The organism is Geodermatophilus sp. SYSU D00696 (assembly GCF_054050235.1).
The window spans coordinates 62,551-86,695 of the sequence record NZ_JBJGYY010000004.1 but is presented as its reverse complement, the minus strand read 5'-3'; the positions used below and the strand labels follow the sequence as shown (position 1 = coordinate 86,695).

Annotated in this window: 20 protein-coding genes; 19 read left to right on the top strand and 1 reads right to left on the bottom strand. The window is 75.1% G+C overall.

Going from position 1 to position 24,145, the window contains the following annotated elements; genetic code table 11:
• Position 1 precedes the first annotated feature (1 nt).
• The 12 genes from ACI79O_RS04370 to ACI79O_RS04315 all read left to right on the top strand — a co-directional run bounded on the left by ACI79O_RS04370 (position 2) and on the right by ACI79O_RS04315 (position 16,569).
• On the top strand, positions 2–1,783 hold the full coding sequence (locus tag ACI79O_RS04370; protein WP_456886668.1) for an N-acetylglutaminylglutamine amidotransferase: 1,782 nt from the start codon (positions 2–4) through the stop codon (positions 1,781–1,783).
• Positions 1,784–1,795: 12 nt separating this feature from the next.
• Positions 1,796–3,553, top strand: a complete 1,758-nt coding sequence (ngg, locus tag ACI79O_RS04365) for an N-acetylglutaminylglutamine synthetase (RefSeq protein WP_456886670.1) — start codon at positions 1,796–1,798, stop codon at positions 3,551–3,553.
• A gap of 237 nt (positions 3,554–3,790) precedes the next feature.
• On the top strand, positions 3,791–4,834 hold the full coding sequence (locus ACI79O_RS04360; protein ID WP_456886672.1) for a TerC family protein: 1,044 nt from the start codon (positions 3,791–3,793) through the stop codon (positions 4,832–4,834).
• Between the two features lie 85 nt (positions 4,835–4,919).
• Positions 4,920–5,294, top strand: coding sequence for a fluoride efflux transporter CrcB (gene crcB / locus ACI79O_RS04355; protein WP_456913451.1), 375 nt, complete (start codon positions 4,920–4,922; stop codon positions 5,292–5,294).
• Positions 5,291–5,641, top strand: coding sequence for a fluoride efflux transporter FluC (locus ACI79O_RS04350; protein ID WP_456886676.1), 351 nt, complete (start codon positions 5,291–5,293; stop codon positions 5,639–5,641). The genes crcB and ACI79O_RS04350 overlap by 4 nt, the downstream gene beginning before the upstream one ends.
• Positions 5,642–5,713: 72 nt before the next feature.
• On the top strand, positions 5,714–7,105 hold the full coding sequence (locus tag ACI79O_RS04345) for an alpha,alpha-trehalose-phosphate synthase (UDP-forming) (RefSeq protein ID WP_456886678.1): 1,392 nt from the start codon (positions 5,714–5,716) through the stop codon (positions 7,103–7,105).
• Complete coding sequence (gene otsB / locus ACI79O_RS04340; protein WP_456913450.1) at positions 7,102–7,845, top strand: trehalose-phosphatase; 744 nt, start codon at positions 7,102–7,104, stop codon at positions 7,843–7,845. Before ACI79O_RS04345 ends, otsB begins: the two co-directional genes overlap by 4 nt.
• 317 nt (positions 7,846–8,162) lie before the next feature.
• Positions 8,163–9,764, top strand: coding sequence for a methyl-accepting chemotaxis protein (locus tag ACI79O_RS04335; protein WP_456886683.1), 1,602 nt, complete (start codon positions 8,163–8,165; stop codon positions 9,762–9,764).
• Between the two features lie 88 nt (positions 9,765–9,852).
• Complete coding sequence (locus tag ACI79O_RS04330) at positions 9,853–11,475, top strand: methyl-accepting chemotaxis protein (protein WP_456913449.1); 1,623 nt, start codon at positions 9,853–9,855, stop codon at positions 11,473–11,475.
• A 372-nt stretch (positions 11,476–11,847) separates the two neighbouring features.
• Positions 11,848–13,449, top strand: a complete 1,602-nt coding sequence (locus ACI79O_RS04325; RefSeq protein WP_456886687.1) for a methyl-accepting chemotaxis protein — start codon at positions 11,848–11,850, stop codon at positions 13,447–13,449.
• A gap of 320 nt (positions 13,450–13,769) precedes the next feature.
• Complete coding sequence (locus tag ACI79O_RS04320; RefSeq protein WP_456913448.1) at positions 13,770–16,115, top strand: chemotaxis protein CheA; 2,346 nt, start codon at positions 13,770–13,772, stop codon at positions 16,113–16,115.
• Position 16,116: 1 nt separating this feature from the next.
• Positions 16,117–16,569 carry a chemotaxis protein CheW gene (locus tag ACI79O_RS04315; RefSeq protein WP_456886691.1) on the top strand — a complete coding sequence of 151 codons (453 nt, stop codon included), beginning with the start codon at positions 16,117–16,119 and terminating at the stop codon, positions 16,567–16,569.
• Positions 16,570–16,573: 4 nt separating this feature from the next.
• On the opposite strand, the gene ACI79O_RS04310 is transcribed toward ACI79O_RS04315, so the two are convergent.
• A complete protein-coding gene (locus ACI79O_RS04310) occupies positions 16,574–18,889 on the bottom strand; it encodes a SpoIIE family protein phosphatase (RefSeq protein WP_456913447.1) in 2,316 nt (771 codons plus the stop codon).
• A gap of 261 nt (positions 18,890–19,150) precedes the next feature.
• Here ACI79O_RS04310 and ACI79O_RS04305 point away from each other — a divergent pair, with 261 nt between their 5' ends.
• The 7 genes from ACI79O_RS04305 (at position 19,151) to ACI79O_RS04275 (ending at position 24,097) form a co-directional block, all read left to right on the top strand.
• Entirely contained in the window at positions 19,151–20,041 is an 891-nt protein-coding gene (locus ACI79O_RS04305) for a hypothetical protein (RefSeq protein ID WP_456913446.1), read from the top strand.
• Positions 20,042–20,403: 362 nt separating this feature from the next.
• Positions 20,404–21,516 (top strand): protein-glutamate methylesterase/protein-glutamine glutaminase, encoded by a 1,113-nt coding sequence (locus ACI79O_RS04300; protein WP_456886696.1) that lies wholly within the window; start codon positions 20,404–20,406, stop codon positions 21,514–21,516.
• Positions 21,513–22,337 (top strand): CheR family methyltransferase, encoded by an 825-nt coding sequence (locus tag ACI79O_RS04295; RefSeq protein WP_456886697.1) that lies wholly within the window; start codon positions 21,513–21,515, stop codon positions 22,335–22,337. The genes ACI79O_RS04300 and ACI79O_RS04295 overlap by 4 nt, the downstream gene beginning before the upstream one ends.
• Positions 22,334–22,723, top strand: a complete 390-nt coding sequence (locus tag ACI79O_RS04290; RefSeq protein WP_456874871.1) for a response regulator — start codon at positions 22,334–22,336, stop codon at positions 22,721–22,723. The genes ACI79O_RS04295 and ACI79O_RS04290 overlap by 4 nt, the downstream gene beginning before the upstream one ends.
• Complete coding sequence (locus ACI79O_RS04285; protein WP_456886699.1) at positions 22,720–23,247, top strand: chemotaxis protein CheX; 528 nt, start codon at positions 22,720–22,722, stop codon at positions 23,245–23,247. Before ACI79O_RS04290 ends, ACI79O_RS04285 begins: the two co-directional genes overlap by 4 nt.
• Positions 23,244–23,606, top strand: coding sequence for a response regulator (locus ACI79O_RS04280; RefSeq protein ID WP_456886701.1), 363 nt, complete (start codon positions 23,244–23,246; stop codon positions 23,604–23,606). Before ACI79O_RS04285 ends, ACI79O_RS04280 begins: the two co-directional genes overlap by 4 nt.
• Complete coding sequence (locus tag ACI79O_RS04275) at positions 23,603–24,097, top strand: hypothetical protein (protein ID WP_456886703.1); 495 nt, start codon at positions 23,603–23,605, stop codon at positions 24,095–24,097. The genes ACI79O_RS04280 and ACI79O_RS04275 overlap by 4 nt, the downstream gene beginning before the upstream one ends.
• The last annotated feature ends 48 nt before the right edge of the window (positions 24,098–24,145 follow it).

Genomic DNA, 24,145 nt, shown 5'->3' with positions numbered 1-24,145 from the left:
CATGTGCGGCCTCTCCGGCGAGATCAGGTTCGACGGCTCCCTGGCCGACACCACCGCGGTGGCGCGGATGGTCGAGGCGCTGGTCCCCCGCGGTCCCGACGGCCAGGGCCAGTGGAGCGCCGGCCGGGTGGCGTTCGGCCACCGCCGGCTGTCGGTCATCGACCTGTCGGCCAGCGGCTCCCAGCCGATGATCGACAGCGAGCTCGGTCTCGAGGCGGTCTTCAACGGCTGCATCTACGACTACAAGGAACTGCGCGCGGAGCTCGAGGGCCACGGCTACCGGTTCTTCTCCACCAGCGACACCGAGGTCCTGCTCAAGGGCTACCACCACTGGGGCGTCGACTTCGTCGACCACCTGCACGGCATGTTCGTCGTGGTCATCCACGAGCGCGACACCGGCCGCGTGGTCATGGCCCGCGACCGGCTGGGGATCAAGCCGCTCTACCTCGCCGAGACGCCGGGGCGGCTGCGGTTCGCCTCCTCTCTGCCGGCCCTCCTGCGCGCCGGCGACGTCGACACCTCCATCGACCCCGTCGCGCTGCACCACTACCTGACCTGGCACGCCGTCGTCCCCGCGCCGCGCACGCTGCTCAACGGCGTGCGCAAGCTGCCGCCGGCCACCGTCCGCGTCGTCGAGGCCGACGGCACCAGCCGCGAGCACCGCTACTGGGAGCCCAGCTACGAGCGCCGCCCCGAGCACTCCGGCTGGTCGGCCCGCGACTGGGAGGACGCGATCGAGGAGGCGCTGCGGGTCGCCGTCCGCCGTCGCCTCGTGGCCGACATCCCGGTGGGGGTGCTGCTGTCGGGCGGCCTGGACTCCAGCCTGATCGTCGGCCTGCTCGCCCAGGAGGGGCAGACCGGCCTGGCCACCTACTCGATCGGCTTCGAGGCCGTCGGCGGCCACGCAGGCGACGAGTTCCGCTACTCCGACGTCATCGCCGAGCGGTTCGCGACCGACCACCACCGCATCCGGGTGTCCTCCGACGAGCTGGCCGCCGCGCTCGGCCACGCCATCGGCGCCATGGCCGAGCCGATGGTCAGCCACGACGTCGTCGCCTTCGACCTGCTCTCGGAGCGGGTCAGCCAGTCGATCCGGGTGGTGCAGTCCGGGCAGGGCGCCGACGAGGTGTTCGCCGGCTACCACTGGTACCCGCCGCTGGCCGACGTCGGCCGCGAGGAGGCCGTCGAGCGCTACGCCGCGGCGTTCTTCGACCGCGGCGCCGACGACATGCGGGCGCTGGTCGGCGAGCGGTACGCCCTCGACGGCGACCCGAGCCTGGACTTCGTCCGCGACCACATGTCCCGGGCCGGCGCGCAGACCGCCGTGGACGCCGCGCTGCGCCTCGACAGCGAGGTCATGCTCGTCGACGACCCGGTCAAGCGGGTGGACAACATGTCCATGGCCTGGGGCCTGGAGGCCCGGGTGCCCTTCCTCGACCACGACCTGGTGGAGCTGGCCGCTGCCTGCCCGCCGGAGCTCAAGCTCGCCGACGGCGGCAAGGGCGTGCTCAAGGCCCTCGGGCGCCGGATCATCCCGCCGGAGGTCATCGACCGGCCCAAGGGCTACTTCCCGGTGCCGGCGATCACCCACCTCGAGGGCAAGGTCCTCGGCCTGGTGCGCGACGCGCTCTCCAGCGATGCGGCGCGGGAGCGGGCGCTGTTCCGCCCGGAGTACGTCGCCCGGCTGCTCGACGACCCCAACGGCGAGCTGACGCCGTTGCGCGGCAACAAGCTCTGGCAGCTGGGGCTGGTCGAGCTGTGGCTGCAGAACCACGGGGTCTGAGGAGGGCCGACCGTGTCACCCCGGCTCGCCGGTCACCGTCGTCGCACGCCGGTGGCCGGCACACCCGACCTCACCGGCCGCAACTGGACCCGGCCCGCGCCGCACCAGCTCGAGGGCATGGGCACCGACGTGGTGCTCGACCTGGCGTGGGGGCGCCTGGTCTTCGGCCAGACCTTCCCCGAGATGCACAACATCCTCACCGCGCTGCGTGCCGAGGAGACCGGCCGGCGCGACATCTGCATCTACGCCCGTGACCCGCACGTCCTGGTGGGCCTGGCGCCCGACGAGCTGTTCATCGACCCCAGCTACACCTACCGCCTGGACCTCTACCGCTACCGGCCGCGACCCGAGCTCATCCGCGGCGTCTTCGTCCGCACGGTGACGGCGCTGGAGGAGATGCAGGCGATCAACGAGATCTACGCCCGCAACGGCATGGTCACCGGCGACCCCGAGACCATGTGGGCCAACCACCGCACCCGCTGCTTCACCTACCTCGTCGCCGAGGACACCCGGACCCGCCGGATCGTCGGCACGGTGACCGGCGTCGACCACGTGCTGGCCTTCGACGACCCGGAGAGCGGCACCAGCCTGTGGTGCCTGGCCGTCGACGGGCAGAACGCCCCCGCGGGCACCGGCGAGGCGCTGGTGCGGGTGCTGGCCGAGCGCTACGTCGGCCGCGGCCGCTCCTACGTCGACCTCTCGGTCATCCACGACAACGCCGCGGCGATCGCGCTCTACCGCAAGCTCGGCTTCGTCCGCGTGCCCGCCCTCTGCGTCAAGCGCAAGAACCCGATCAACACCCCGCTGTTCGCCGCCCGGCCGCCCGGCCTCGACCAGCTCAACCCCTACGCGCGGATCGTCGCCGACGAGGCGCTGCGCCGCGGCATCCGGGTCGAGGTCACCGACGCGGAGTCCGGCGAGCTGCGGCTGTCCCTCGGCGGGCGCCGGGTGCTCACCCGGGAGTCGCTGTCGGAGTTCACCACCGCCGTCGCCATGAGCCGCTGCGACGACAAGCGGGTGACCCGCCGCATCGTGGCCGACGCCGGCGTCCGGGTGGCCCGCGGCGTCTCGGTCCCCGAGGACGACCTCGGCCCGGCCCGCGAGCTCCTCGCCGTGTGCGGGGAGCTGGTGGTCAAGCCGGCCCGCGGCGAGCAGGGCAAGGGCATCACCGTCGGCGTCACGACCGAGGAGGACCTGGTCCGGGCCGTGGCCGCCGCCCGGCAGTTCTGCCCCGACGTGCTCGCCGAGGAGCTCGTCCCGGGCGAGGACCTGCGGGTGGTGGTCATCGACCACGAGGTGGTCGCCGCCGCGGTGCGCCGGCCGGCCGAGGTGGTCGGCGACGGCCGCCGCACGGTCACCGACCTGGTGCGGGCGGCCAGCCGGCGGCGGGAACGCGTGACCGGCGGGGAGTCGCGGATCCCGCTGGACGACACCACCGCCGACGTCGTCCGCGCCGCCGGCCACGCGATGGACGACGTCCTCCCCGACGGCGAGCAGCTGCAGGTGCGGCGGACGGCGAACCTGCACACCGGCGGGACCATCGAGGACGTCACCGACCGGCTGCACCCGGACGTCGCCGAGGCGGCGGTGCGGGCGAGCCGGGCGATCGGCATCCCGGTCACGGGCATCGACTTCCTCGTGCCCGACGTCGAGGGGTCCGAGGCGGTGTTCGTGGAGGCGAACGAGCGCCCGGGGCTGGCCAACCACGAGCCGCAACCGACCGCCGCGCGGTTCGTGGACCTGCTCTTCCCGGAGACCCGCGCGCGATGAAGGACCTCCCTGCCCCCCACCGCTCGCAGGTTCGCGGCGGGCCCCTGCAGGGAGGCCGTTCCAGCACGTCGCCTACTGGCATCAACAGGTGAAATCTGCTTCACTTGTCGGCGGGAGGGGAGTATCCCCGCAGCGCTGCCGTCGTCAGTACGGCCCCACAGGAGGGGTCCGGCGGAGCGGGCCCCGCGTGGGCCGGGAGAGACCTCCGGTTGGTGCACCACCGACTGGAGGCTCTTCGTGGACGTCCCCTTCTGGCTCTGGCTGGCCGTGCTCGGCGTCATCGTCGGCATGCTGGCCGTCGACCTGTTCGCCCACCGCCGCGCCCACGTCATCGGCGTGCGGGAGGCCGCCCTGTGGTCGGCGGTGTGGGTGGCCATCGGCGTCGGCTTCGGCGCCTGGGTGTGGTGGGCATACGGCGCCGAGTTCGGCCAGCAGTACTACGCCGGCTACCTGATCGAGAAGTCGCTCGCCGTCGACAACGTGTTCGTGTGGGCGATCATCTTCACCTTCTTCGCGGTACCCCGGGAGTACCAGCACCGCGTGCTGTTCTACGGCGTGCTCGGCGCGCTCGTGCTGCGCGGGGCGTTCATCGCCGGCGGCGCGGCGCTCATCGAGAGCTTCGAGTGGGTGCTCTACCTGTTCGCCGCGTTCCTGCTCGTCACCGGCTGGCGCATGCTCCGCCAGCGCAACGAGCACATCGACCCCTCGCGGTCGCGGACCCTGCAGCTGTTCCGCCGCTTCGTGCCGATGACCGACGCCTACCACGGCCAGCGGTTCTTCGTCCGGCGGGGCGGCGTCCTGCTGGCCACTCCCCTGCTCGCCGTGCTGGTGCTCGTCGAGGTCACCGACGTCGTCTTCGCCGTCGACTCGATCCCGGCGATCTTCGCGGTCACCGACGAGCCGTTCCTCGTCTTCACCGCCAACGCCTTCGCCATCCTGGGCCTGCGGGCGATGTACTTCCTGCTCGCCGACCTGATCCACCGCTTCGTCTACCTCAAGGTCGGCCTGGCGCTGGTGCTCATCTGGGTGGGCGTCAAGATGCTGCTCAAGATCGACCTCTACTACATCCCCACCACCGTCAGCCTCGCGGTGATCGCCACCATCCTGGGCGTCGCGGTGTGGGCCAGCCTGCGCGCCACCCGCGGTCAGGGCCGCCGCGCCGTCGAGGCGCCGGCCGCTCCCCCGTTCCGGCTCGCCACCGAGGAGGAGTTGGCCGAGGTCGAGCCGCTGTGGCGGCGGGGCAGCCGGCGCGACACCCCGGAGCCGACCCGCACCTCCTGACCGGGGGCCGGGCATAGGAAGCTCTCCCCACGTCCTCAGCCCCGAGACGTGGGGAGAGCTTCCTATGCCTGCGGGGGGTGCACGGGTGGGGTACCTCCTCGCCGCGATCGGCGGCGCCCTCGGTGCGCTGGCCCGCTGGGGCGTCGCGGAGGCCCTCCCCGCCCGGGACGGCGGCTGGCCCTGGGCGACGCTGCTGGTCAACCTCACCGGCTGCCTGCTGATCGGCGTCCTCGTCGGCGCGCTGGCCCGCCGCTCCCCCGAGCCTGCGTGGGCCCGTCCGTTCCTCGCCGTCGGCCTGCTCGGCGGGTACACGACCTACTCCGCGTTCGCCGTCGAGGTCGTCGGTCTCGCCGACGCCGGCCACGTCCTCGCTGCCGTGGCCTACGTGCCGGCCTCGGTGCTCGGTGGGGTGCTGGCGGTGGCCGCCGGTGTGCTCGCGGTGCGGCGGAGCGGCCCGTGACGCCGCTGCTCGTCGCCGCCGGTGCGCTGGCCGGCGCTCCCCTGCGGCTGCTGGCGACCCGGCTCGCGGCCCGGTCCGGCCGCGACCCCGCGCTGGGCACGCTGGCGGTCAACGTCGCCGGCGCGGCCGTGCTGGGCGTGCTGCTCGGGCTCGGCGGCGTGCCGGCCTGGGTGCTCGCGCTGGTCGGCACCGGCTTCTGCGGCACCCTCACCACGTTCTCCACGCTCGGCGCCGACGTCGTCCGGCTGGTCGAGGAGCGTGCCCTCGGCCGCGCGCTCGGGTACCTGGCCGCCACCCTGGTCCTCGGCCTGGGCGCCGCCGCGGCCGGCTGGTTGCTGGCGGGCTGACCGCCCCGGGGGTGCCACGGCGACGGCCGGTCGTTAGGGTCGGGGCGTATGGCCGGGGCAGACGCGGGAGACGTGCAGGCGGACAGTCCGGTCGTCGTCGTGGCCAACCGGCTGCCGGTCGACCAGGTCACCGACCCCGACGGGACGACGCGCTGGCAGCGCAGCCCCGGGGGCCTGGTCACCGCCCTGGAGCCGTTCGTGGCCGGGCGCGGCGGCGCCTGGGTCGGCTGGTCCGGCTCGGCCGGCGAGGCGCCCGAGCCCTTCGAGTCCGGCGGCATCTCGCTGGTCCCGGTCGAGCTCTCCGAGGAGGAGGTCGACCGCTACTACGAGGGCATGTCCAACGCCTCGCTGTGGCCGCTGTACCACGACGTGGTCGAGAAGCCCGAGTACCACCGCACCTGGTGGGACACCTACGTGCGGGTCAACCGGCGGTTCGCCGACCGGGCCGCCGAGGTCGCCGCCGAGGGCGCGATCGTCTGGGTGCACGACTACCAGCTGCAGCTGGTCCCGGCGCTGCTGCGCCAGCGCCGCCCCGACCTCACGATCGGCTTCTTCCTGCACATCCCGTTCCCGCCCTACGAGCTGTTCACCCAGCTCCCGTGGCGCTCGGCGATCGTCGAGGGGCTGCTCGGCGCCGACCTGGTCGGGTTCCAGCTGCCCAGCGCGGCGGCCAACTTCGTCCAGCTGGCCCGCCGGCTGCACGAGCTGCCCACCCGCGGCGCGACGATCGAGTACGACGGCCGGGTGGTGACCGCCCGGGCCTTCCCGATCTCCATCGACGTCGCCGCCTTCGACCGGCTGGCGAACTCGCCCGATGTCCTGAAGCGGGCCGAGGAGATCCGCACCGAGCTCGGCGACCCGCAGAAGATGATCCTGGGCGTCGACCGGCTCGACTACACCAAGGGCATCAGCGTCCGGCTCAACGCCTTCCAGGAGCTGCTCGAGGACGGCGCCGTCGAGGCGCCCGGCACGGTCATGGTGCAGGTGGCCACGCCCAGCCGGGAGCGGGTCGAGCACTACGTGCACATGCGCGAGACGATCGAGCAGCAGGTCGGGCACATCAACGGGGTGTTCGGCACGATCGGCGGGCCGGCGGTGCACTACTTCAACCAGTCGATGCCGCGCGAGGAGCTCGCCGCCCTCTACCGCGCCGCCGACGTCATGCTCGTGACGCCCTACCGCGACGGCATGAACCTGGTCGCCAAGGAGTACGTCGCCGCCCGAAGCGACCTCGGCGGCACGCTGGTCCTGTCCGAGTTCGCCGGCGCCGCGGCCGAGCTCCGGCAGGCGTTCCTGGTCAACCCGCACGACATCGCCGGGGTGAAGAACCAGCTGCTGCGCGCGCTGCGCCTCGAGCCCGCCGAGGCCGCCCGCCGGATGCGGGCCATGCGGCGGCACCTGGCCAAGCACGACCTCGACCACTGGGCGTCGTCGTTCTTCGACGCGCTGCAGGCCCAGGCGTGAGCCCCGTCCCGGACGCGCTGGCGACGGCGATGGCCGGGGCGGCCGCCCGCCGCCCGCTGCTGGTCGCCACCGACTACGACGGCGTCCTGGCGCCGCTGGTCGACGATCCCTCGGCCGCGGTCCCCTTCCCCGGCGTCGCCGAGGCGCTGGCCCGGGTCGCCGCGGCCGACGGCGTCACCGTCGCGCTGGTCAGCGGGCGCGGCGTCGACGACCTGGTGCGGGTCAGCGGCCTCGCCGGCCCCTACCGGTTCGTCGGCAGCCACGGCGCCGAGTACGGCGGGCCGCTGACCGGTGAGCTCGCCGACCGCCGCGACGCCCTGGCCGAGCGGATGGCGCCGCTGGTGGCCGCCGTCCCGGGCGCGTGGCTGGAGGTCAAGCCGGCCAGCGTCGCCGTGCACGTGCGGCAGGTCGCCGACCGCGCCGCGGCCGCCGCGCTGCTGGCGGAGGCCGATGCGGCGGCGGATCCGTCACTGACGAAGAAGCCGGGCAAGGACGTGCTCGAGCTCGCGGTCACCGACGCCGACAAGGGCACCGCGGTGACGCGGCTGCGGACCGACCTCGGCGCCGCCGCCGTCGTCTACCTCGGCGACGACGTCACCGACGAGGACGTGTTCCGCCGGCTCGGGCCGGCCGACGTCGGCGTCAAGGTCGGCGAGGGCCCGACCCTCGCCGGTCACCGGGTGACCGACCCCGCCGCCGTGGTCGCCGTCCTCGGGCTGCTCGGCGACCTGCTCGGCTGACCGGCCGGGGCGCGTCGCCCCCCGGCCCCGGGTGACCGGCGGCCGGCCGGACGGCGACCGCTCCCCCGGCCGTCGACACGTCGACGGCTCCTCCCCGCCACCTGCGCGGACACGCCCGCCGCCCACCGCGGCCGGCGGGTCGCCGGGGCGGCCGGGTCGACCTGACGACGGCGCTGCGGGCGGTCACCGCCTCCTGCACAACGATCCGCCCGCGGACCTCCCGCGCGTCCGGGCGCGGCGCCGCCGCGGCTCCACCATTCCTCCTGCACGCCCGCCACATCCGTCCCAGCGGGCACACGCACCCAGGAGGCCCCACCGTGAACGCCGCGTCCCGCCCGCACGCCGGCCCGTCCGGCTGGTTCGCCGATCGCTCCCTCACCGTCAAGTTCGGCACCCTCGTCGCCGTGGGCGCCCTGGCCGTGGGGGGCCTGCTGGGGACGACGATGATCGGCAACTCCGCCGTCCTCGACGCCGAGCACCGCCTCACCGACCTCAACCACGCCGAGGAGCTCGTCCTCCAGCTCGACACCCGCGCGAGCGAGCTCAAGGTCGACGGCTTCAAGGCCCTCGTGCGCGAGGACCCCGCCGCGCAGCTGCCCGAGCTGGCCGACGACGTGGCCACCCCCGAGGCGCTGCTCGACGAGCTCTCCGGCGTCGAGCTCACCGGCGACAGCGCCGCGGCGGTCGAGGAGCTGATGGGCACCTACGGCGAGTACACCGCCGCGATCACGGCCTTCGTCGAGAGCGCCGTCGCCGACCAGGCCGGGGCCCGGGCGCGGTGGGAGGACATCCAGGCCGCCAACGACCTCACCGACGCGGCCATCGGCACGGCCAAGGACACGCTCATCCGCGAGGTGGACACCGCCACGACCGAGCTCGAGGACGTCACCACGCGGTCCGAGACCGTCGCGATGGTGGTGGCGGGGCTCGGGCTGCTGCTCCTGGTCGGCCTGAGCTGGCTGACCGCCCGCTCGGTGGTGCACCCCGTCCGCGCCGTGCAGGCCTCCCTCGAGGCGCTGGCCCAGGGCGACCTCACCCGGGAGAGCGGGGTGCACTCCCGCGACGAGGTGGGCCGGATGGCCGACGCGCTGCACCGGGCCCAGACCGGCCTGCGCGAGGTCATGGGGGCCGTCGTCACCTCCGCGGACGCCGTCGCCGCGTCGTCGGAGGAACTCAGCGCGAGCTCGGCGCAGATCTCGGCGTCGGCCGAGGAGACCTCCGCGCAGTCCGGCGTGGTGGCCGGCGCGGCCGACGAGGTCTCCCGGAACGTGCAGACGGTCGCGGCGGGGGCCGAGCAGATGGGCGCCTCCATCCGGGAGATCGCCTCCAACGCCGCCGAGGCCTCCGCCGTCGCCGCCCGCGCGGTCGCCGCCGCCGAGACCACCACCGCCACCGTGGCGCGGCTGGGGGAGAGCTCCGCGGAGATCGGCAACGTCGTGAAGGTGATCACCTCGATCGCCGAGCAGACCAACCTGCTCGCGCTCAACGCGACCATCGAGGCGGCGCGCGCCGGCGAGGCGGGCAAGGGCTTCGCCGTCGTCGCGAACGAGGTCAAGGAGCTGGCCCAGGAGACCGCCAAGGCCACCGAGGACATCGCCCGCCGCGTGCAGGCCATCCAGGGCGACACCACCGCCGCGGTGACCGCCATCGGGGAGATCAGCTCGATCGTCGCGCAGATCTCCGACCGGCAGACCACCATCGCCAGCGCGGTGGAGGAGCAGACCGCCACGACCAGCGAGATGTCGCGGTCGGTGGCCGAGGCCGCCCAGGGCTCGGGTCAGATCGCCGACAACATCTCCGGCGTCTCCTCGGCGGCGGACTCCACGACGCAGGCGCTGACCCAGACCCGCATCGCCGTCGACGAGCTCGCCCGCATGGCCGCCGGCCTGCGCGCCACGGTCGGCCGCTTCACCCACTGATCCCGGACCACCCTGCCCCCCACGCCTCGCAGGCGGAGGGGTCCTGCAGGGCGGCCGGTCCCGCACCTCACCACCGAAAGGCACGACCGTGTCCCTGTCCTGGCTCTCCGACCTGCGGGTCGGTCTCCGCCTCGCCCTCGCCTTCGGCGCGGTCGGCCTCCTCGTCGTGGTCTCCGCCGCGACCGGGCTGTCGGCCGTGGCCCAGCAGCGCGACCTCGCCGAGGAGCTGAGCCGTGCCGACGCCGTCCTCGCCGACGCCGAGACCGCCCGCTTCCAGATCGCCGACGTGACCGGCTGGCAGGGCCTGGTCGTCGCCGACGCCGTCACCTTCGGCCCGGAGGTCGCCCTGGCGCCGGACTCCTACAACCGGGCCGGCCTGCTGGACAGCAAGGACGCCGTCTACGCCTGGCTGGACGAGGTCGACACCGCGGCGATGGACGCCGACGAGGCCGCGGCCTTCGCCGAGCTGCGGCCGGCCTGGGACAACTACTTCGCCTGGGACGACCGGGTGGTCGAGTGGCTGTCCACGGGCACGCCGGAGGACGCCCGGGCGGCACTGGAGAGCATCAACGGCGGCGAGGCCGGTGAGGGCTACGGCATGGTCCTCGACCTCGCCGACCGGATCCAGGCCTCGGCCACCGAGCGGGCCGACCGGCTGCGTGCCGAGCAGGCGGACGCGCAGCGGAGCGCGACGGTGCTGCTGAGCGCCGTCGGCGTGCTCGCCGTGGTCCTCGCCGGCCTGTGCGCGGTGCTGGTCGGGCGCTCGGTGGTCCTCCCCCTGCGCCGGGTGCAGGCCCTGGCCGTCCGGCTGGCCGCGGGGGACCTGACGGAGGGCACCGGGATCCGGCAGCGCGACGAGGTCGGCCGGGTGGCCGAGGCGCTCGACGCGGCCCAGGACGGCCTGCGCACCGTGATGGCCTCGGTCGCGGCCTCGGCGGACGCGGTCGCGGCCAGTTCCGAGGAGCTGTCGGCGTCGGCGGCGCAGATCTCGGCGTCGGCGGAGGAGACCTCGGCACAGTCCGGCGTGGTGGCCGGTGCCGCCGAGGAGGTGTCGCGGTCGGTGCAGACCGTCGCCGCCGGGGCCGAGCAGATGGGCGCCAGCATCCGGGAGATCGCGACCAACGCCGCGGAGGCGTCGGCGGTGGCCGCGCGGGCGGTCACCGCGGCAGAGGCGACCACCGCGACGGTGGCGCGGCTGGGCGAGTCCTCGGCGGAGATCGGCAACGTCGTCAAGGTGATCACGAGCATCGCCGAGCAGACCAACCTGCTGGCCCTCAACGCGACCATCGAGGCCGCCCGCGCCGGCGAGGCGGGCAAGGGCTTCGCCGTCGTGGCCAACGAGGTCAAGGAGCTGGCCCAGGAGACCGCCAAGGCGACCGAGGACATCGCGCGGCGGGTGCAGGCCATCCAGGCCGACACGGGCGCCGCCGTGGGGGCGATCGGCGAGATATCGCAGATCGTCGCGCAGATCTCCGACCGGCAGACCACGATCGCGAGCGCCGTGGAGGAGCAGACGGCGACCACGGCGGAGATGAGCCGCTCGGTGGCCGAGGCCGCCCAGGGCTCCGGTCAGATCGCCGACAACATCTCCGGCGTCTCCTCGGCGGCGGACTCCACGACGCAGGCGCTGACCCAGACCCGCATCGCCGTCGACGAACTGTCCCGCATGGCGGCCGACCTGCGCACCGGCATCGCCCGTTTCACCCACTGATCCGGAATGGCTCCGCCCGGCCGCTGTCCTGCGGTCGGGCGGAGCCATTCCCGAATGGCCGCACCTCCTCCTGGCGCGTGGAGGGAAACGGCCCAGAACGTCCCCCGAGCGGCGTGTGTGCCCATGTCGACAGAGCAATCGCGCCGACCGCCGCTGCTCGGCACCGTGTCGACAAATGATGCGGAATGGCGCCCCGACCCGGTTCCGTCGACCAATTCCGGTCGTACCCGGATCGTTACCGACACGCCATTTCCGGACGGGCGCGGTCCCCATTCCCGTCCGTCACAGTCCGTGCCGACGGATCGCCCGGCCCGCGGCCGATCCCCGCCCGTCACCCCGACCGCCCCACCCCGAGATCCAGGAGCACACCCCATGAGCACCTCCCGCGCCGGCCGCTCCGGTGGCTGGTTCGCCGACCGACCGGTCGCCGTCAAGATCGGCGCGGCCGTCGCCGTCCTCGCGGTCGTCGCCGTCGCCATGACCGTCCTCGCCGTGAGCCGGCTGGCCGCGGTCGAGGCGGCCGCCACCCGGATCAACGGCAACGTGGTCACGCTGGCCGACCTCGCGGACATCCAGCGGTCCTGGCAGGGCGACCGCTCGCGCTACAACACCTACCCGATCGCCGACGGGCAGACCCGGGCCGCGCTGCGGGCCGACCTGGCCGAGCGCCGGGAGACCATCGACGGGCAGCTCGACGCCTACGCCGAGGTGACGGTCAACCGGGCCGCCTTCGACGAGTTCCGCGCCGTCGTCGAGGACTACTACGCGGTCGCGGACGGGCAGCTGGTGCCGGCCGCCGACGCGGGCGACCTGGCCACCGCCGCCGCCGTGATCACCGGTCCGCTGCAGGACCGCTCCGACTCCCTCATGGACCAGTACGCCGCCATGCAGGACCGCCGGGTCGCCGCCGGCCAGGCCGACACCGACGACGCGGTGGCCACCGTCTCCTCGGCCACCACCACGCTGTGGCTGTCCCTGGTCGCCGGCATCGTCGTCGCCGGCGGGCTGACCGTCCTCGTCGTCCGGCGCCTGGTGGGCACCGTCCGCTCCGTGCAGCGCTCGGTCGAGGCGCTGGCGCAGGGCGACCTGACCGTCACGCCCGAGGTCCGTGGCCGCGACGAGCTGGGCCGGATGGCCGCCGCGCTGGGTGCCGCCCAGGAGAACCTGCGCTCGGTGCTGTCCTCGGTGGCGGCCTCCGCCGACGCCGTCGCCGCGTCGTCGGAGGAGCTCAGCGCGAGCTCGGCGCAGATCTCGGCGTCGGCCGAGGAGACCTCCGCGCAGTCGGGCGTCGTCTCGGGTGCCGCCGAGGAGGTGTCGCGGTCGGTGCAGACCGTCGCCGCCGGGGCCGAGCAGATGGGCGCCTCGATCCGCGAGATCGCCTCCAACGCCGCCGAGGCCTCCGCCGTCGCCGCCCGCGCGGTCACCGCCGCCGAGACCACCACCGCCACGGTGACCAAGCTCGGGGAGTCCTCGGCGGAGATCGGCAACGTCGTCAAGGTGATCACGAGCATCGCCGAGCAGACCAACCTGCTCGCGCTCAACGCGACCATCGAGGCCGCCCGCGCCGGCGAGGCGGGCAAGGGCTTCGCCGTCGTGGCCAACGAGGTCAAGGAGCTGGCCCAGGAGACCGCCAAGGCGACCGAGGACATCGCCCGCCGCGTCGAGGCCATCCAGAAGGACACCGGCGCCGCCGTCGGGGCCATCGGCGAGATCTCGCAGATCGTCGCCCAGATCTCCGACCGGCAGACCACCATCGCCTCGGCGGTGGAGGAGCAGACCGCCACCACCGCGGAGATGAGCCGCTCGGTGGCCGAGGCCGCCCAGGGCTCGGGTCAGATCGCCGACAACATCGCCGGGGTCTCCAGTGCCGCCGACTCCACCACCCAGGCGCTGACCCAGACCCGCACCGCGGTCGAGGAGCTGTCCCGGATGGCGGCCGACCTGCGCACCGGCGTCGCCCGCTTCACCTACTAGGAGGACCCCTGCCCCCGCCGCTCGCAGGCTCGCGTCGGGCCCTGCAGGGGGCCGACCCCGCGGGGGGGGGGGGGGGGGGGGGGGGGGGGGGGGGGGCGCCCCCCCCCCCCCCCCCCCCCCCCCCCCCCCCCCCCCCCCCCCCCCCCCCCCCCCCCCCCCCCCCCCCCCCCCCGCGCGCGGGCGCGGCGGGGGCAGGCCGCCGGCCCGCGCCCGCGGCGCGCGCGGCCGCCCCCCCCCCCCCCCCCCCCCCCCCCCCCCCCCCACCGCCGATGACCCATCGGGGACCCCTCGGTCCCCTCGCACTGAGAGAGAAGGCAGCGGTGGACGGTCTGGACGACATCGTCGAGGAGTTCCTCGTCGAGAGCCACGAGAACCTCGACCAGCTCGACACGGACCTGGTCGCCCTCGAGCAGGAGCCCGACTCCCGGGAGCGGCTCTCGAGCATCTTCCGCACCATCCACACGATCAAGGGCACCAGCGGCTTCCTCGCCTTCGGCCGGCTCGAGGAGGTCACCCACGTCGGGGAGAACATGCTCTCCCGGCTCCGCGACGGCGTCCTCGCGCTGACCCCCGAGCGCACCAGCGTGCTGCTGCGGATGGTCGACACGGTCCGCTCGCTGCTGGCCTCCATCGAGGCCACCGGCGGCGAGGGCGGGGTCGACGTCTCCGCCGTCGTCGCGGAGATCAGCGCGGCGATGGAGGACCGGCCGGCCCCGGCCGCCGCCCCCTCCCCCGCGCCCGCCGAGCCCGCCGAGCCCGCCGAGCCCGCCGAGCCCGCCGCCGCGATCGTCCCCGAGCCCGTCGTCGTCGAGCCCGTCGTCGAGCCCGTCGCCGAGGTGGTGGCGGAGGAGCTGCCCGACTATGCGCACGAGGAGCACCTCGACGAGCACCCCGACGAGCACGCCGAGCCCGGCTCGCCGGCCGGTGCCGCGCGGCCCGAGGGCCCCGGCGGCCAGCAGGCCCGCCGCGGCGTGGCCGACAGCACGATCCGCGTCGACGTCGACCTGCTCGACTCGCTGATGCTGCTGGTCGGCGAGCTGGTGCTGACCCGCAACCAGATCGTCCAGTACGTGGGCCGCTCCACCGACACCGACCTGGTGCGCGCCTCGCAGCGGCTCAACCTCATCGCCAGCGAGCTGCAGGAGGGCGTCATGAAGACGCGCATGCAGCCGATCGACCACATCTGGTCCAAGCTGCCGCGCGTCGTCCGCGACCTCGGCATCCAGTGCGGCAAGTCCGTCCGGCTGGAGATGGAGGGCAAGGACACCGAGCTCGACAAGACGCTGCTCGAGGCGGTCAAGGACCCGCTGACCCACCTGGTCCGCAACTCCGTCGACCACGGCATCGAGTCCCCCGACCGCCGCCGCGCCGCCGGCAAGCCCGGCGAGGGCGTGCTCACGCTGCGCGCCCGGCACGAGAGCGGCCAGGTCGTGGTCGAGGTGGCCGACGACGGCGCCGGCATCGACCCGTCGCGGATCGGCGCCAAGGCCCTCGAGCGCGGCCTGGTCACCGGCGAGCAGCTGGCCCGCATGAGCCCGCAGGACGTGCTGCAGCTGATCTTCCTGCCCGGGTTCTCGACGGCCGCCGCGGTCACCAACGTCTCCGGCCGGGGCGTGGGCATGGACGTCGTCAAGACCAACATCGAGGCCATCGGCGGCACCATCGAGGTGGAGTCCGAGCCCGGGCGCGGCACCGTCTGCCGGCTGCGCATCCCGCTGACCCTCGCGATCGTCCCCGCGCTCACCGTCGAGTGCGCCGGCGACCGCTACGCCATCCCGCAGATCAGCCTGCAGGAGCTGGTCAGCCTCGACGCCGAGAAGGCCGCCAACGCCGTCGAGGAGGTCGGCGGCGCGCCGGTCTACCGGCTGCGCGGCGAGCTGCTCCCCCTCGTCCGGCTCACCGATGTCCTGGGCCTCGCCTCCGACCGGCACGACGGTCACGTCGTCATCGCGGTGCTGCGCTCGGAGGGCCGGCGCTTCGGCCTCGTCGTCGACCGGGTCATCAACACCGAGGAGATCGTCGTCAAGGCCGTCGGCGGCCAGCTCAAGGCGATCGGCCTGTACTCCGGCGCGACCGTCCTCGGTGACGGCGCCGTGGCGCTGATCCTCGACGTGCAGGCGCTGGCCCGCCGGGCGCTGCGCACCGAGACCACCGAGCGGCAGGAGGCCCGCGAGGCCGCGGAGCGCACCGCCGCCGCCGAGACCGAGCGGCAACGGATGCTGCTGGCCGCCATCGGCGAGGGCCGGCGGGTGGCCATCCCGCTGGACACCGTCACCCGCCTGGAGCAGGTGCGGGCCGACGCCGTCGAGCGGGTGGGCAACCGCGAGGTCGTGCAGTACCGCGGCGCGATCCTGCCGATCGTCCGGCTCGACCGGCACCTGGGCGCCTTCGGCTCCGGCGAGCGCGAGGTGCTCGAGGTGATCGTCTACAGCGACCACGGCCGCAGCGTGGCGATCGTCGTGGAGGAGATCCTCGACATCGTCGACGGCGGCGCCGCGGTGCGCAGCGACATCGACGACCTGGGCCTGCTCGGCTCCGCCGTCCTCGGCGACCGGGTGACCGAGCTGCTCGACGTCCGCGCCGCGATCCTCGCCGCCGACCCGGCCTTCTACGCCGGGCTGCCGGCCCCCGACCACTCCCCCGCGTCCGCTCGGCTGGAGGCCTGACGTGACGACCCCGACCGACACCCCCACCCGCGCCGCCAGCGGTCAGCTGGCCACCTTCCGGCTCGACGGCGACCTGTACGGCGTCGAGGTCGAGCACGTGCAGGAGGTGCTGCGCAGCCAGAAGCTGACCCGGGTGCCGCTCGCCCCGCCGGCCGTCGCCGGGCTGATCAACCTGCGCGGCCAGGTGGTGACCGCCATCGAGCTGCGGGAGCGGCTCGGGCGCCCGCCGCGGCCGGCCGGCACCGACGCCGTCGTCATCGTCGTGCGCCTGCACGGCGAGGCGGTGAGCCTGCTGGTCGACTCGATCGCCGACGTCGTCGACGTGGACGCGGCCGACTTCGAGGCCCCGCCGGACACCCTCGACGGCCAGGCCCGCGAGCTCATCCGCGGCGCCTACAAGCTCGACGGCTCGCTGCTGCTCGCCCTCGACGTCCAGAAGGCGGTCGGCGCCTAGCGTGTCACCGCGGGCGCAGGCGGGCGACGAGCAGGGCGGCGTCGTCCTCGGCCGGGCCGGCACGGAACCGCTCGGTGGCGGCCAGGACGAGGTCGGCGAGGTCATCGGCGGTGCGTGAGCGGCCGGGCGGCCCGGCGAGGGCCGCGACGAGCCGCTCCTCCCCGAACAGGCCCTCGCGCCCCCGGGTCTCGGTGATGCCGTCGGTGTACATGACCAGGGCGTCGCCGGGCCCGAGGACGAGCTCCTGGGTCTCGACGGTCACCTCGGGGAGGATGCCGAGGAGCTGCCCGGCCGGGGCCAGCAGCGTGGCGCTGCCGTCGGCCCGCACCAGCACCGGGGGCTCGTGGCCGGCGCGGGCGAGCTGCACCGCGGCGGTGCCGTCGGGGCGCGGGGTGACCCGGGCGCAGGCCGCGGTGAGGAACCGGTTGGGGGAGGTCTGCGCGCGCAGGGCGTCGTTGAGCCGCACCAGCGCGGCCGCCGGGGGCAGGTCCCGCGCGACGGCCTCCAGCGTGTGCCGGGCCAGCCCGGTGGTGCTCGCGGCGTCGATGCCCCGTCCGCAGACGTCGCCGATCGCGAGCACGAACCCGCCGCCGTCGAGCGGGACGACGTCGTAGAAGTCGCCGCCGACCTCGACCGCCTCCTCCGCCGTGGCGTAGCGGGTGGCCAGCTCCACGCCGGGGACCTCGGGCAGCCGGGCGGGCAGCAGGCCGTCCTGCAGGCGGCGGGCGATCCGGGTCTGCCGGCCGTAGAGGTGGGCGTTGTCCAGCGCGACCGCGACGCGCGAGGCGAGGTCGCCGACGAGCTCCTGCTGGTCGGTGAGCGGCCAGCCGCCGGCGGAGGCGCCGACCAGCGACAGCACGCCGGTGCTCCGGCCGCGCACCACCAGCGGCGTGAGCAGACCCGGGCCGGGGCCGGGGCCGAGCAGCCGGGCGAACCGGGCCACCTCGGGCGGGCCGCCGTCCTCGGTCAGGTAGGGGAGCGCGTCCTCGACCACGAGGGGCCGCTGGGAGCGGAAGACCCGCGCGGCCGCGCTGCCTCCGTCGATGCGCAGCGGCCGCGCCGCCAGCAGCTCCTGCGCCGCCGCGTGGATCCCCGGGTCGGCGTGCACCGAGCACCGGGGCACCAGCTGCCCCGGCCGGCCGGCGAGCAGGACCACCAGCCAGTCGGCGTGCTCCGGAACCAGCAGGGCGGCCAGCTCGTCCAGCACGGCCGACTCGTCGAGGGAGCGGCTGAGCACCTCACCGGCCCGGGCCAGCAGGTCCAGCCGCTGCTGCGCCCGCTCGGCGCCGAGCCGGGCGTCCTGCTCGGCCCGGTAGAGGCGGGCGCGGTCCATCGCGGTGGCGCACTGGTCGGCCAGCGCGGTGAGCAGCTCCACGTCCTCGTCGGCGAAGGTGCGCGGACCGTCCCAGCCGAACGCCACGATCCCGGCCGGCCGGCCGTGGCTGCACAGCGCCAGGTTGGCCCAGGCCTGCTGCCGCACGCCCGAGCCCGCCATGTCGGGGTACCGCTGGTCGCGCTCGGTGGTGCTGCCCACCAGCACCGGGCCGTCCCCCTCGAGGACGTCGCGCACCAGTGGCGGGAGGGGAGCCGGGATCACCTGGCCCGGTCGGGCCACCTCGGGCGGCAGGCCGGTCACCGCGAGGACCGACAGCCCGGTGCCCGGCTCGTACTCGTTGAGGGTGGCGGCGGTGGCGCCCAGGATCCCCGGGGCGAGCTCCACCATCGTGGCGGCCACGTCGCGCACCGTGGTCGCCCGCGCCAGGGCCGACGTCAGCCGGTGCAGCCGCTCCTGCTGCTGCAGCGCGTGCCGCACCCGCGCCGCCGCCGTCCGCTCGGCCTCCAGCAGCCGGCGACGTTCCTGCTGCTCCTCGTGGCGGGCGGTCTCGTCGGTGACGACCACGCCCAGGCCCTCCGGCGGCCCCGCCCCCGGCGTCGCCCGCACCGGGTAGTAGCTGACCCGCCAGTGGCGGCGGCGGCCGGGCTCGCCCGGGGTGGGCCCGCTCTCCAGCTCCAGGCCGGTGATCGGCTCACCGGTGGCCAGTACCCGGCGCAGCAGTGGCTCGGCCTCCGGGGCCACGTCGGGGAGCACCTCGGCCACCGACCGGCCCAGGTGGTCGGCCACCGGGACGCCGTTGACCGCCGCCAGCGTCTGGTTGATCCGCACGTAGCGCAGCTCGGTGTCGAGCACCGCGAAGCCGACCGGCGCACCGGCGAGCAGCATCCCCACGGCGGCCTCGACCAGCGCCGCACCTCCGGGTGCCGCCGACCCGGCCTGGCCACGGGGTCGCCGCGCTCCTGGGGTGGGGACCTCGGCCTGCATGGCGGCGTCAGTATGGAGGCGGCGCCCCTCCCCTGGTAGGGCCCCCGGTGTCCCGGGACCGCGGCCGACGGCGCCGTCGGCCGGGTGTCCCCGACGGACAGTCACCCGCCGTGATCGTTCCCTCGCCCGGCGGCGCTCGACACGCGGTGGTCGCCCTTGACGCCTCCGGCGATCGGGTGACGGCCGCGTGGCGTCACGGGGTGATCACCCCCAGCATGGACGGGCCGCCTGCTCCAGGGCGGTGCCGTCGGAGGGGGAGACGTGCCGTACACGCTGGTCAGTGCCGCGACGCTGGGGTTCGACCTGGTGCGCCTGCCCGGGGGCCGCGCCGCCGCCGACGTGCTCCTCACCGGCCTGACCGCCGGACCGGCCGAGCTGTCCGCCCTGGCCGCCGCCAGCCGCACCCGCGGCGCAGACCGCGAGCAGCGTGCGGTGCTGGCCGTGCGCGCCCGGCGGGCCCGCGAGCTGGCCGCCGCCGTCCCGCAGCTGCGCTCGGTGACCCCTGGCGAGGGCGAGCGCACCGCCGTCCTCGTCGCCCAGCTCGAGCGCGGCACGATCGGCACCGCCGCCGCCGTGGAGCGGGTGCTGCGCGAGGACGTCCTCGGGCCCGAGCACGCCGCCTTCCTCCAGGCCGACGACGACGTCCGGGAGCAGGCCGCCGAGGTCCTGGCCGACGCCGTGGTGGGGGAGTGGGCCGCCGGCGTCCTGCCGCCGCTGGTCCGCCGCGAGCTCGTGCAGCCCTTCGCCACCGCCGTCCCGGACGCCCCCACCCGCGGCGCCGGCGCCGACCTCGGTCCCGCCACGCCCGAGCTCGCCTCCCTGTTGGCGACCGTCTCCGGCCTCGACGCCCGCGGCCGCGACCGCTGGCGCACCGCCGTCGACGAGGGCCGCGCCGAGCAGCGCCCGTGGGCCACCGCCATGCACGAGGCCTCCTGGGCCGCGCACGTCTCCGGCCGCACCCGCACGCTGGCCACCGCCCAGCTGCTCGCCGTCCGCGCGTTCGCCGCCGGCGGCTTCGACGCCCGCGACGGCGCCTCGGGCTCGTGGAACGCCCTCGCCGGCGTCGTCCAGGGGCTGGCCATGGGCGACCTGCTCGACGGTGGCGCGCTCGGCGTCCTCCTCGCTCCCTGGCGCCGCGTGACGGGCCGCTGAGACCCCGCTCCTGCCCCGTCGACTGTCGGGTTGGTGCCGCCGGCACGCGAGGACACGCCGCGACGAGCGACGACGAGCCGCATCTCGAGCCACCGCCCACATCCCGAACCGCAGGTGAGCGCGCTGCCGGCCCCGGCAGGTCACCGTGCGGCGGGTCGACATGTGCCCGCGCCCGCGGCGGTCACCGGCCGGTGCCGTAACGGTTGGGCGCTCCGCGTCAACCCGGCGGCTGGGGCGGCCGAGAACTCCTGTGACAGGCGATGCGGGTGGGGCTGCCCGGGGCCGATCCCACCGGCCCGCCCCGCTGCCGAGACCCCCGACGCACGGCCGACCGGCCGGGCGCCGCCGGAGCAGGAGGACGTGTGGACCCGATCCGGGTGCTGGTGGTCGACGACTCGGTCGTCGTCCGCAAGATCGTGACCGACGTGCTGTCCTCCGACCCCGCGATCGAGGTCGTCGGGACGGCGGTCAACGGCAGGCTCGCCCTGGGCAAGGTCGACCAGCTGCGGCCCGACCTCGTCACGATGGACATCGAGATGCCGGAGATGAACGGCATCGAGGCGGTCCGGGCCCTGCGCGCCCAGCGCAACCGCGTGCCGATCGTCATGTTCAGCACGCTCACCGAGCGCGGCGCCGCGGCCACCCTCGACGCGTTGTCGGCCGGGGCCAACGACTACGTCACCAAGCCGGCCAACGTCGGCAGCGTCGCGGCGTCGATGGAGAGCGTGCGCGAGCAGCTCATCCCGCGGATCAAGGCCCTCACCGGGCGCCCGGCCGGTCCCGCCACCGCCCGTCCCGCCGCCGCGCCGCCCGCCCCGCGCACGGCGGCGCCCCGCACGGTTCCCCACAAGGCCCCGGCCGTGCTCGTGATCGGCTCCTCCACCGGCGGGCCCGAGGCCCTGGCCAGGGTGCTGCCGGTGCTGCCGGCGAGCCTGCCGGTGCCGGTCCTGCTCGTGCAGCACATGCCGCCGGTCTTCACCCGGCAGTTCGCCCAGCGCCTGGACCGGCTCTCGGCCCTGCGCGTCGTCGAGGCCGTCGACGGCTCGCCGCTGCTCCCGGGCACCGTGCACCTGGCCCCCGGCGACCACCACCTCACCGTGCGCGGCAGCGGCCGCGGCGCGACGACGACCCTGACGCAGGGCCCGCCGGAGAACTTCTGCCGTCCCGCCGTCGACCCGCTGTTCCGCTCCGCGGTGACCGCCTACGACGGCGCCGTCCTGTCCGTGGTGCTCACCGGCATGGGCGCCGACGGTCGCGCCGGCGCGGCGGCCGTCCGCGACGCCGGCGGCACCGTCGTCGTCCAGGACCAGGCCACCTCGGTCGTCTGGGGCATGCCCGGCGCCGTCGCCGCCGCCGGCCTGGCCGACGAGGTCCTGTCCCTCGACCGCATCGCCGAGGCCATCACCCGCCACCTGTCCCGCGCCGTCCCGCCGCGCCCGGCACCTCCGACCCTCGCGACGGGAGCCCTGCGATGACCCTCACCGCCACCCGCTTCGACTGGGTCCGCCAGCTGGTGCACCGGGAGAGCGCGATCGTGCTCGCCCCGGGCAAGGAGTACCTGGTCGAGGCCCGGCTCCTGCCGCTGGCCCGCAAGATGGGGCTGGCCGACGTCGACCAGCTGGTCGACACCGTCCGCAGCCGCCCGCGGCCGGACGACACCCGCCTGATCGTCGAGGCGCTCACCACCAACGAGACCTCGTGGTTCCGCGACGGCGACCCGTTCACCGCGCTGACCTCCACCGTGCTGCCGGCCCTGCAGGCCGCCCGCGGCCCGGCGGAGCGGCTGCAGATCTGGTCGGCGGCCTGCTCCAGCGGCCAGGAGCCCTACACGATCGCCATGCTGCTCGACGACGCGCTGCCCGACGCCGTGACGCGGGTGTCGATCACCGCCACCGACATCTCCCGCGAGATGGTCGAGCGCACCCGCACCGGCCGGTTCAGCCAGCTCGAGGTCAACCGCGGCCTGCCCGCCCCGATGCTGGTCCGCCACCTCCGGCGGGCGGGCAGCGAGTGGGAGGTCGCGCCGGACCTGCGCCGCATGGTCACCGCCCGCGAGTGCAACCTGGCCGCGCCGCTGCCGCGGATGGGCCCGTTCGACGTCGTGTACCTGCGCAACGTCCTCATCTACTTCGACCTGCCCACCAAGCAGGCGATCCTCCGCCGGGTGCGCGAGCTCATGCGCCCGGACGGCTGGCTGCTCCTCGGTGCCGCCGAGACCACCCTCGGCGTCGACGACTCCTGGAGCCGCGTCGTCCTCGGCCGGACCTCCGCCTACCGCCCGCTGAAGGGGGCATGACCGTGCGCGCTCTGGTGATCGACGACTCCCGCGCCATGCGGCGCATCGTGACCGGCATCCTCGAGGGGTTCGGCTACGAGACCCGCCAGGCCGAGCACGGGCAGCAGGCGCTCGACGTCCTGCACGAGGGCTGGGCGCCCGACCTGTGCACCGTCGACTGGAACATGCCGCTGATGGACGGCCTGCAGTTCGTCAACGCCGTCCGCGCCAACCCGGCCTGGCGCGCGGTGACCCTGATGATGGTCACCTCCGAGAGCGAGCACGGCCAGATCGTGCGCGCGCTGGCCGCCGGCGCCCACGAGTACGTCATCAAGCCGTTCACCGCCGATGCCATCCGCGACAAGCTCGCGTTGCTCGGCCTGCTCCCGCAGGAGGTCTCGCTGTGAACCGACCGGGCGACACCGGGCTGCGCCGCCGCGCCACCGACCGGCCGCCGGCCGTCGGCGACCTGCTCGACGAGGCGACGCTCCAGCAGATCACCGAGCAGGCGTGGCTGGCCCTCGTCGGCGAGGACGAGGTGCTCGTCCCGCTGCCGGCGCCGCTGCCGGCCGCGACGCGCAGCTCCTGGGTCGAGATCGTCGGCCCGTGGACCGGCGCCGTCGTGCTGACCTGCGGCCACGACACCGCCGCCGAGCTCACCGCCGCCCTGCTCGGCGCGCACGCCCCGCCGGTGCTCGAGGACGAGGACGTCGACGACGCCCTCGGCGAGCTCGCGAACGTGGTGGGCGGCAACGTCAAGGCCGTCCTCCCCGGACCGTCCGTCCTCGGCCTGCCCGAGGTCGGCGCCACCCCACCCGCCGGCTGCGAAGCCGACACCCGCCGCGTCGCCGTCCTGTGGCGCGGTCAGCCGCTGACCGTCTCCGTGCAGTCCCCGCTGCACACCGAGCGAGAGAACGAGGTGCCCCTGTGAAGATCCTGGTCGCCGACGACAGCCGCGTGATGCGGCAGATCGTCATCCGCACCCTGCGTCAGGCCGGCTACGACGACCACGAGGTGGTCGAGGCCGAGGACGGCCGCGACGCCTACGACAAGGTCCGCTCGGAGAACCCCGACCTGGTCCTGTCGGACTGGAACATGCCGAACATGACCGGCCTGGAGTGCCTGCAGGCGCTGCGTTCCTCCGGCTCGGCGGTGCCCTTCGGGTTCGTCACCTCCGAGGGGTCGGCGGAGATGCGGGAGAAGGCCGCCGACGCGGGCGCCCTGTTCCTCATCGCCAAGCCCTTCACCGAGGAGTCCTTCCGCGAGAACCTCGACGGGGTGCTGGCGTGACCGCCGCCCTGACCGTCTCGCTGCCCGACGCCAAGGCCGTCAAGGACATCCTGTCGGGCCTGGTCGGCAAGCCGGTGGGCGTGACGCCGGGCGACCCGGTCACGCCCACCGCGACCGACCCGGTCTCGGTGGCGGTCTACGTCAGCCCGACGATGGCCGTCAACGCCCTGTGCGTCATGGACCTGCCGCTGTCGGCCTGGACCGGCGGTGCGCTGGCCCTGCTGCCGCCCGGCGGCGTCCAGGACGCCGTCGAGGAGGACGGCGAGCTCACGTCGATGCTCGCCGAGGCGCTGCACGAGGTCGTCAACGTCGTCTCGGCGCTGTTCAACGTGCCCGGCGCCCCGCACTCGAAGCTCTACCGGCTGTACGTGCCGGGGGAGGACCTGCCCGGCGACGTCGCCGGGATGCTGGCCGCCTTCAACCGCCTCGACCTCGCCGTCGAGGTGCCGGGCTACGGGAAGGGCCGGCTCTCGCTGGTCGTCCCCTCGTGAGGACTGCCCCGGGGCGGCGCGACGATCGTCACGCCGCCCCGGGCGCAC

Excerpts from the sequence above, each read along its gene's own strand:
- ACI79O_RS04370 (WP_456886668.1), top strand. The coding sequence starts at position 2 with ATGTGCGGCCTCTCCGGCGAGATCAGGTTCGACGGCTCCCTGGCCGAC.
- ACI79O_RS04325 (WP_456886687.1), top strand. The coding sequence starts at position 11,848 with ATGAGCACCTCCCGCGCCGGCCGCTCCGGTGGCTGGTTCGCCGACCGA.
- ACI79O_RS04310 (WP_456913447.1), bottom strand. The coding sequence starts at position 18,889 with ATGCAGGCCGAGGTCCCCACCCCAGGAGCGCGGCGACCCCGTGGCCAG.
- ACI79O_RS04295 (WP_456886697.1), top strand. The coding sequence starts at position 21,513 with ATGACCCTCACCGCCACCCGCTTCGACTGGGTCCGCCAGCTGGTGCAC.
- ACI79O_RS04290 (WP_456874871.1), top strand. The coding sequence starts at position 22,334 with ATGACCGTGCGCGCTCTGGTGATCGACGACTCCCGCGCCATGCGGCGC.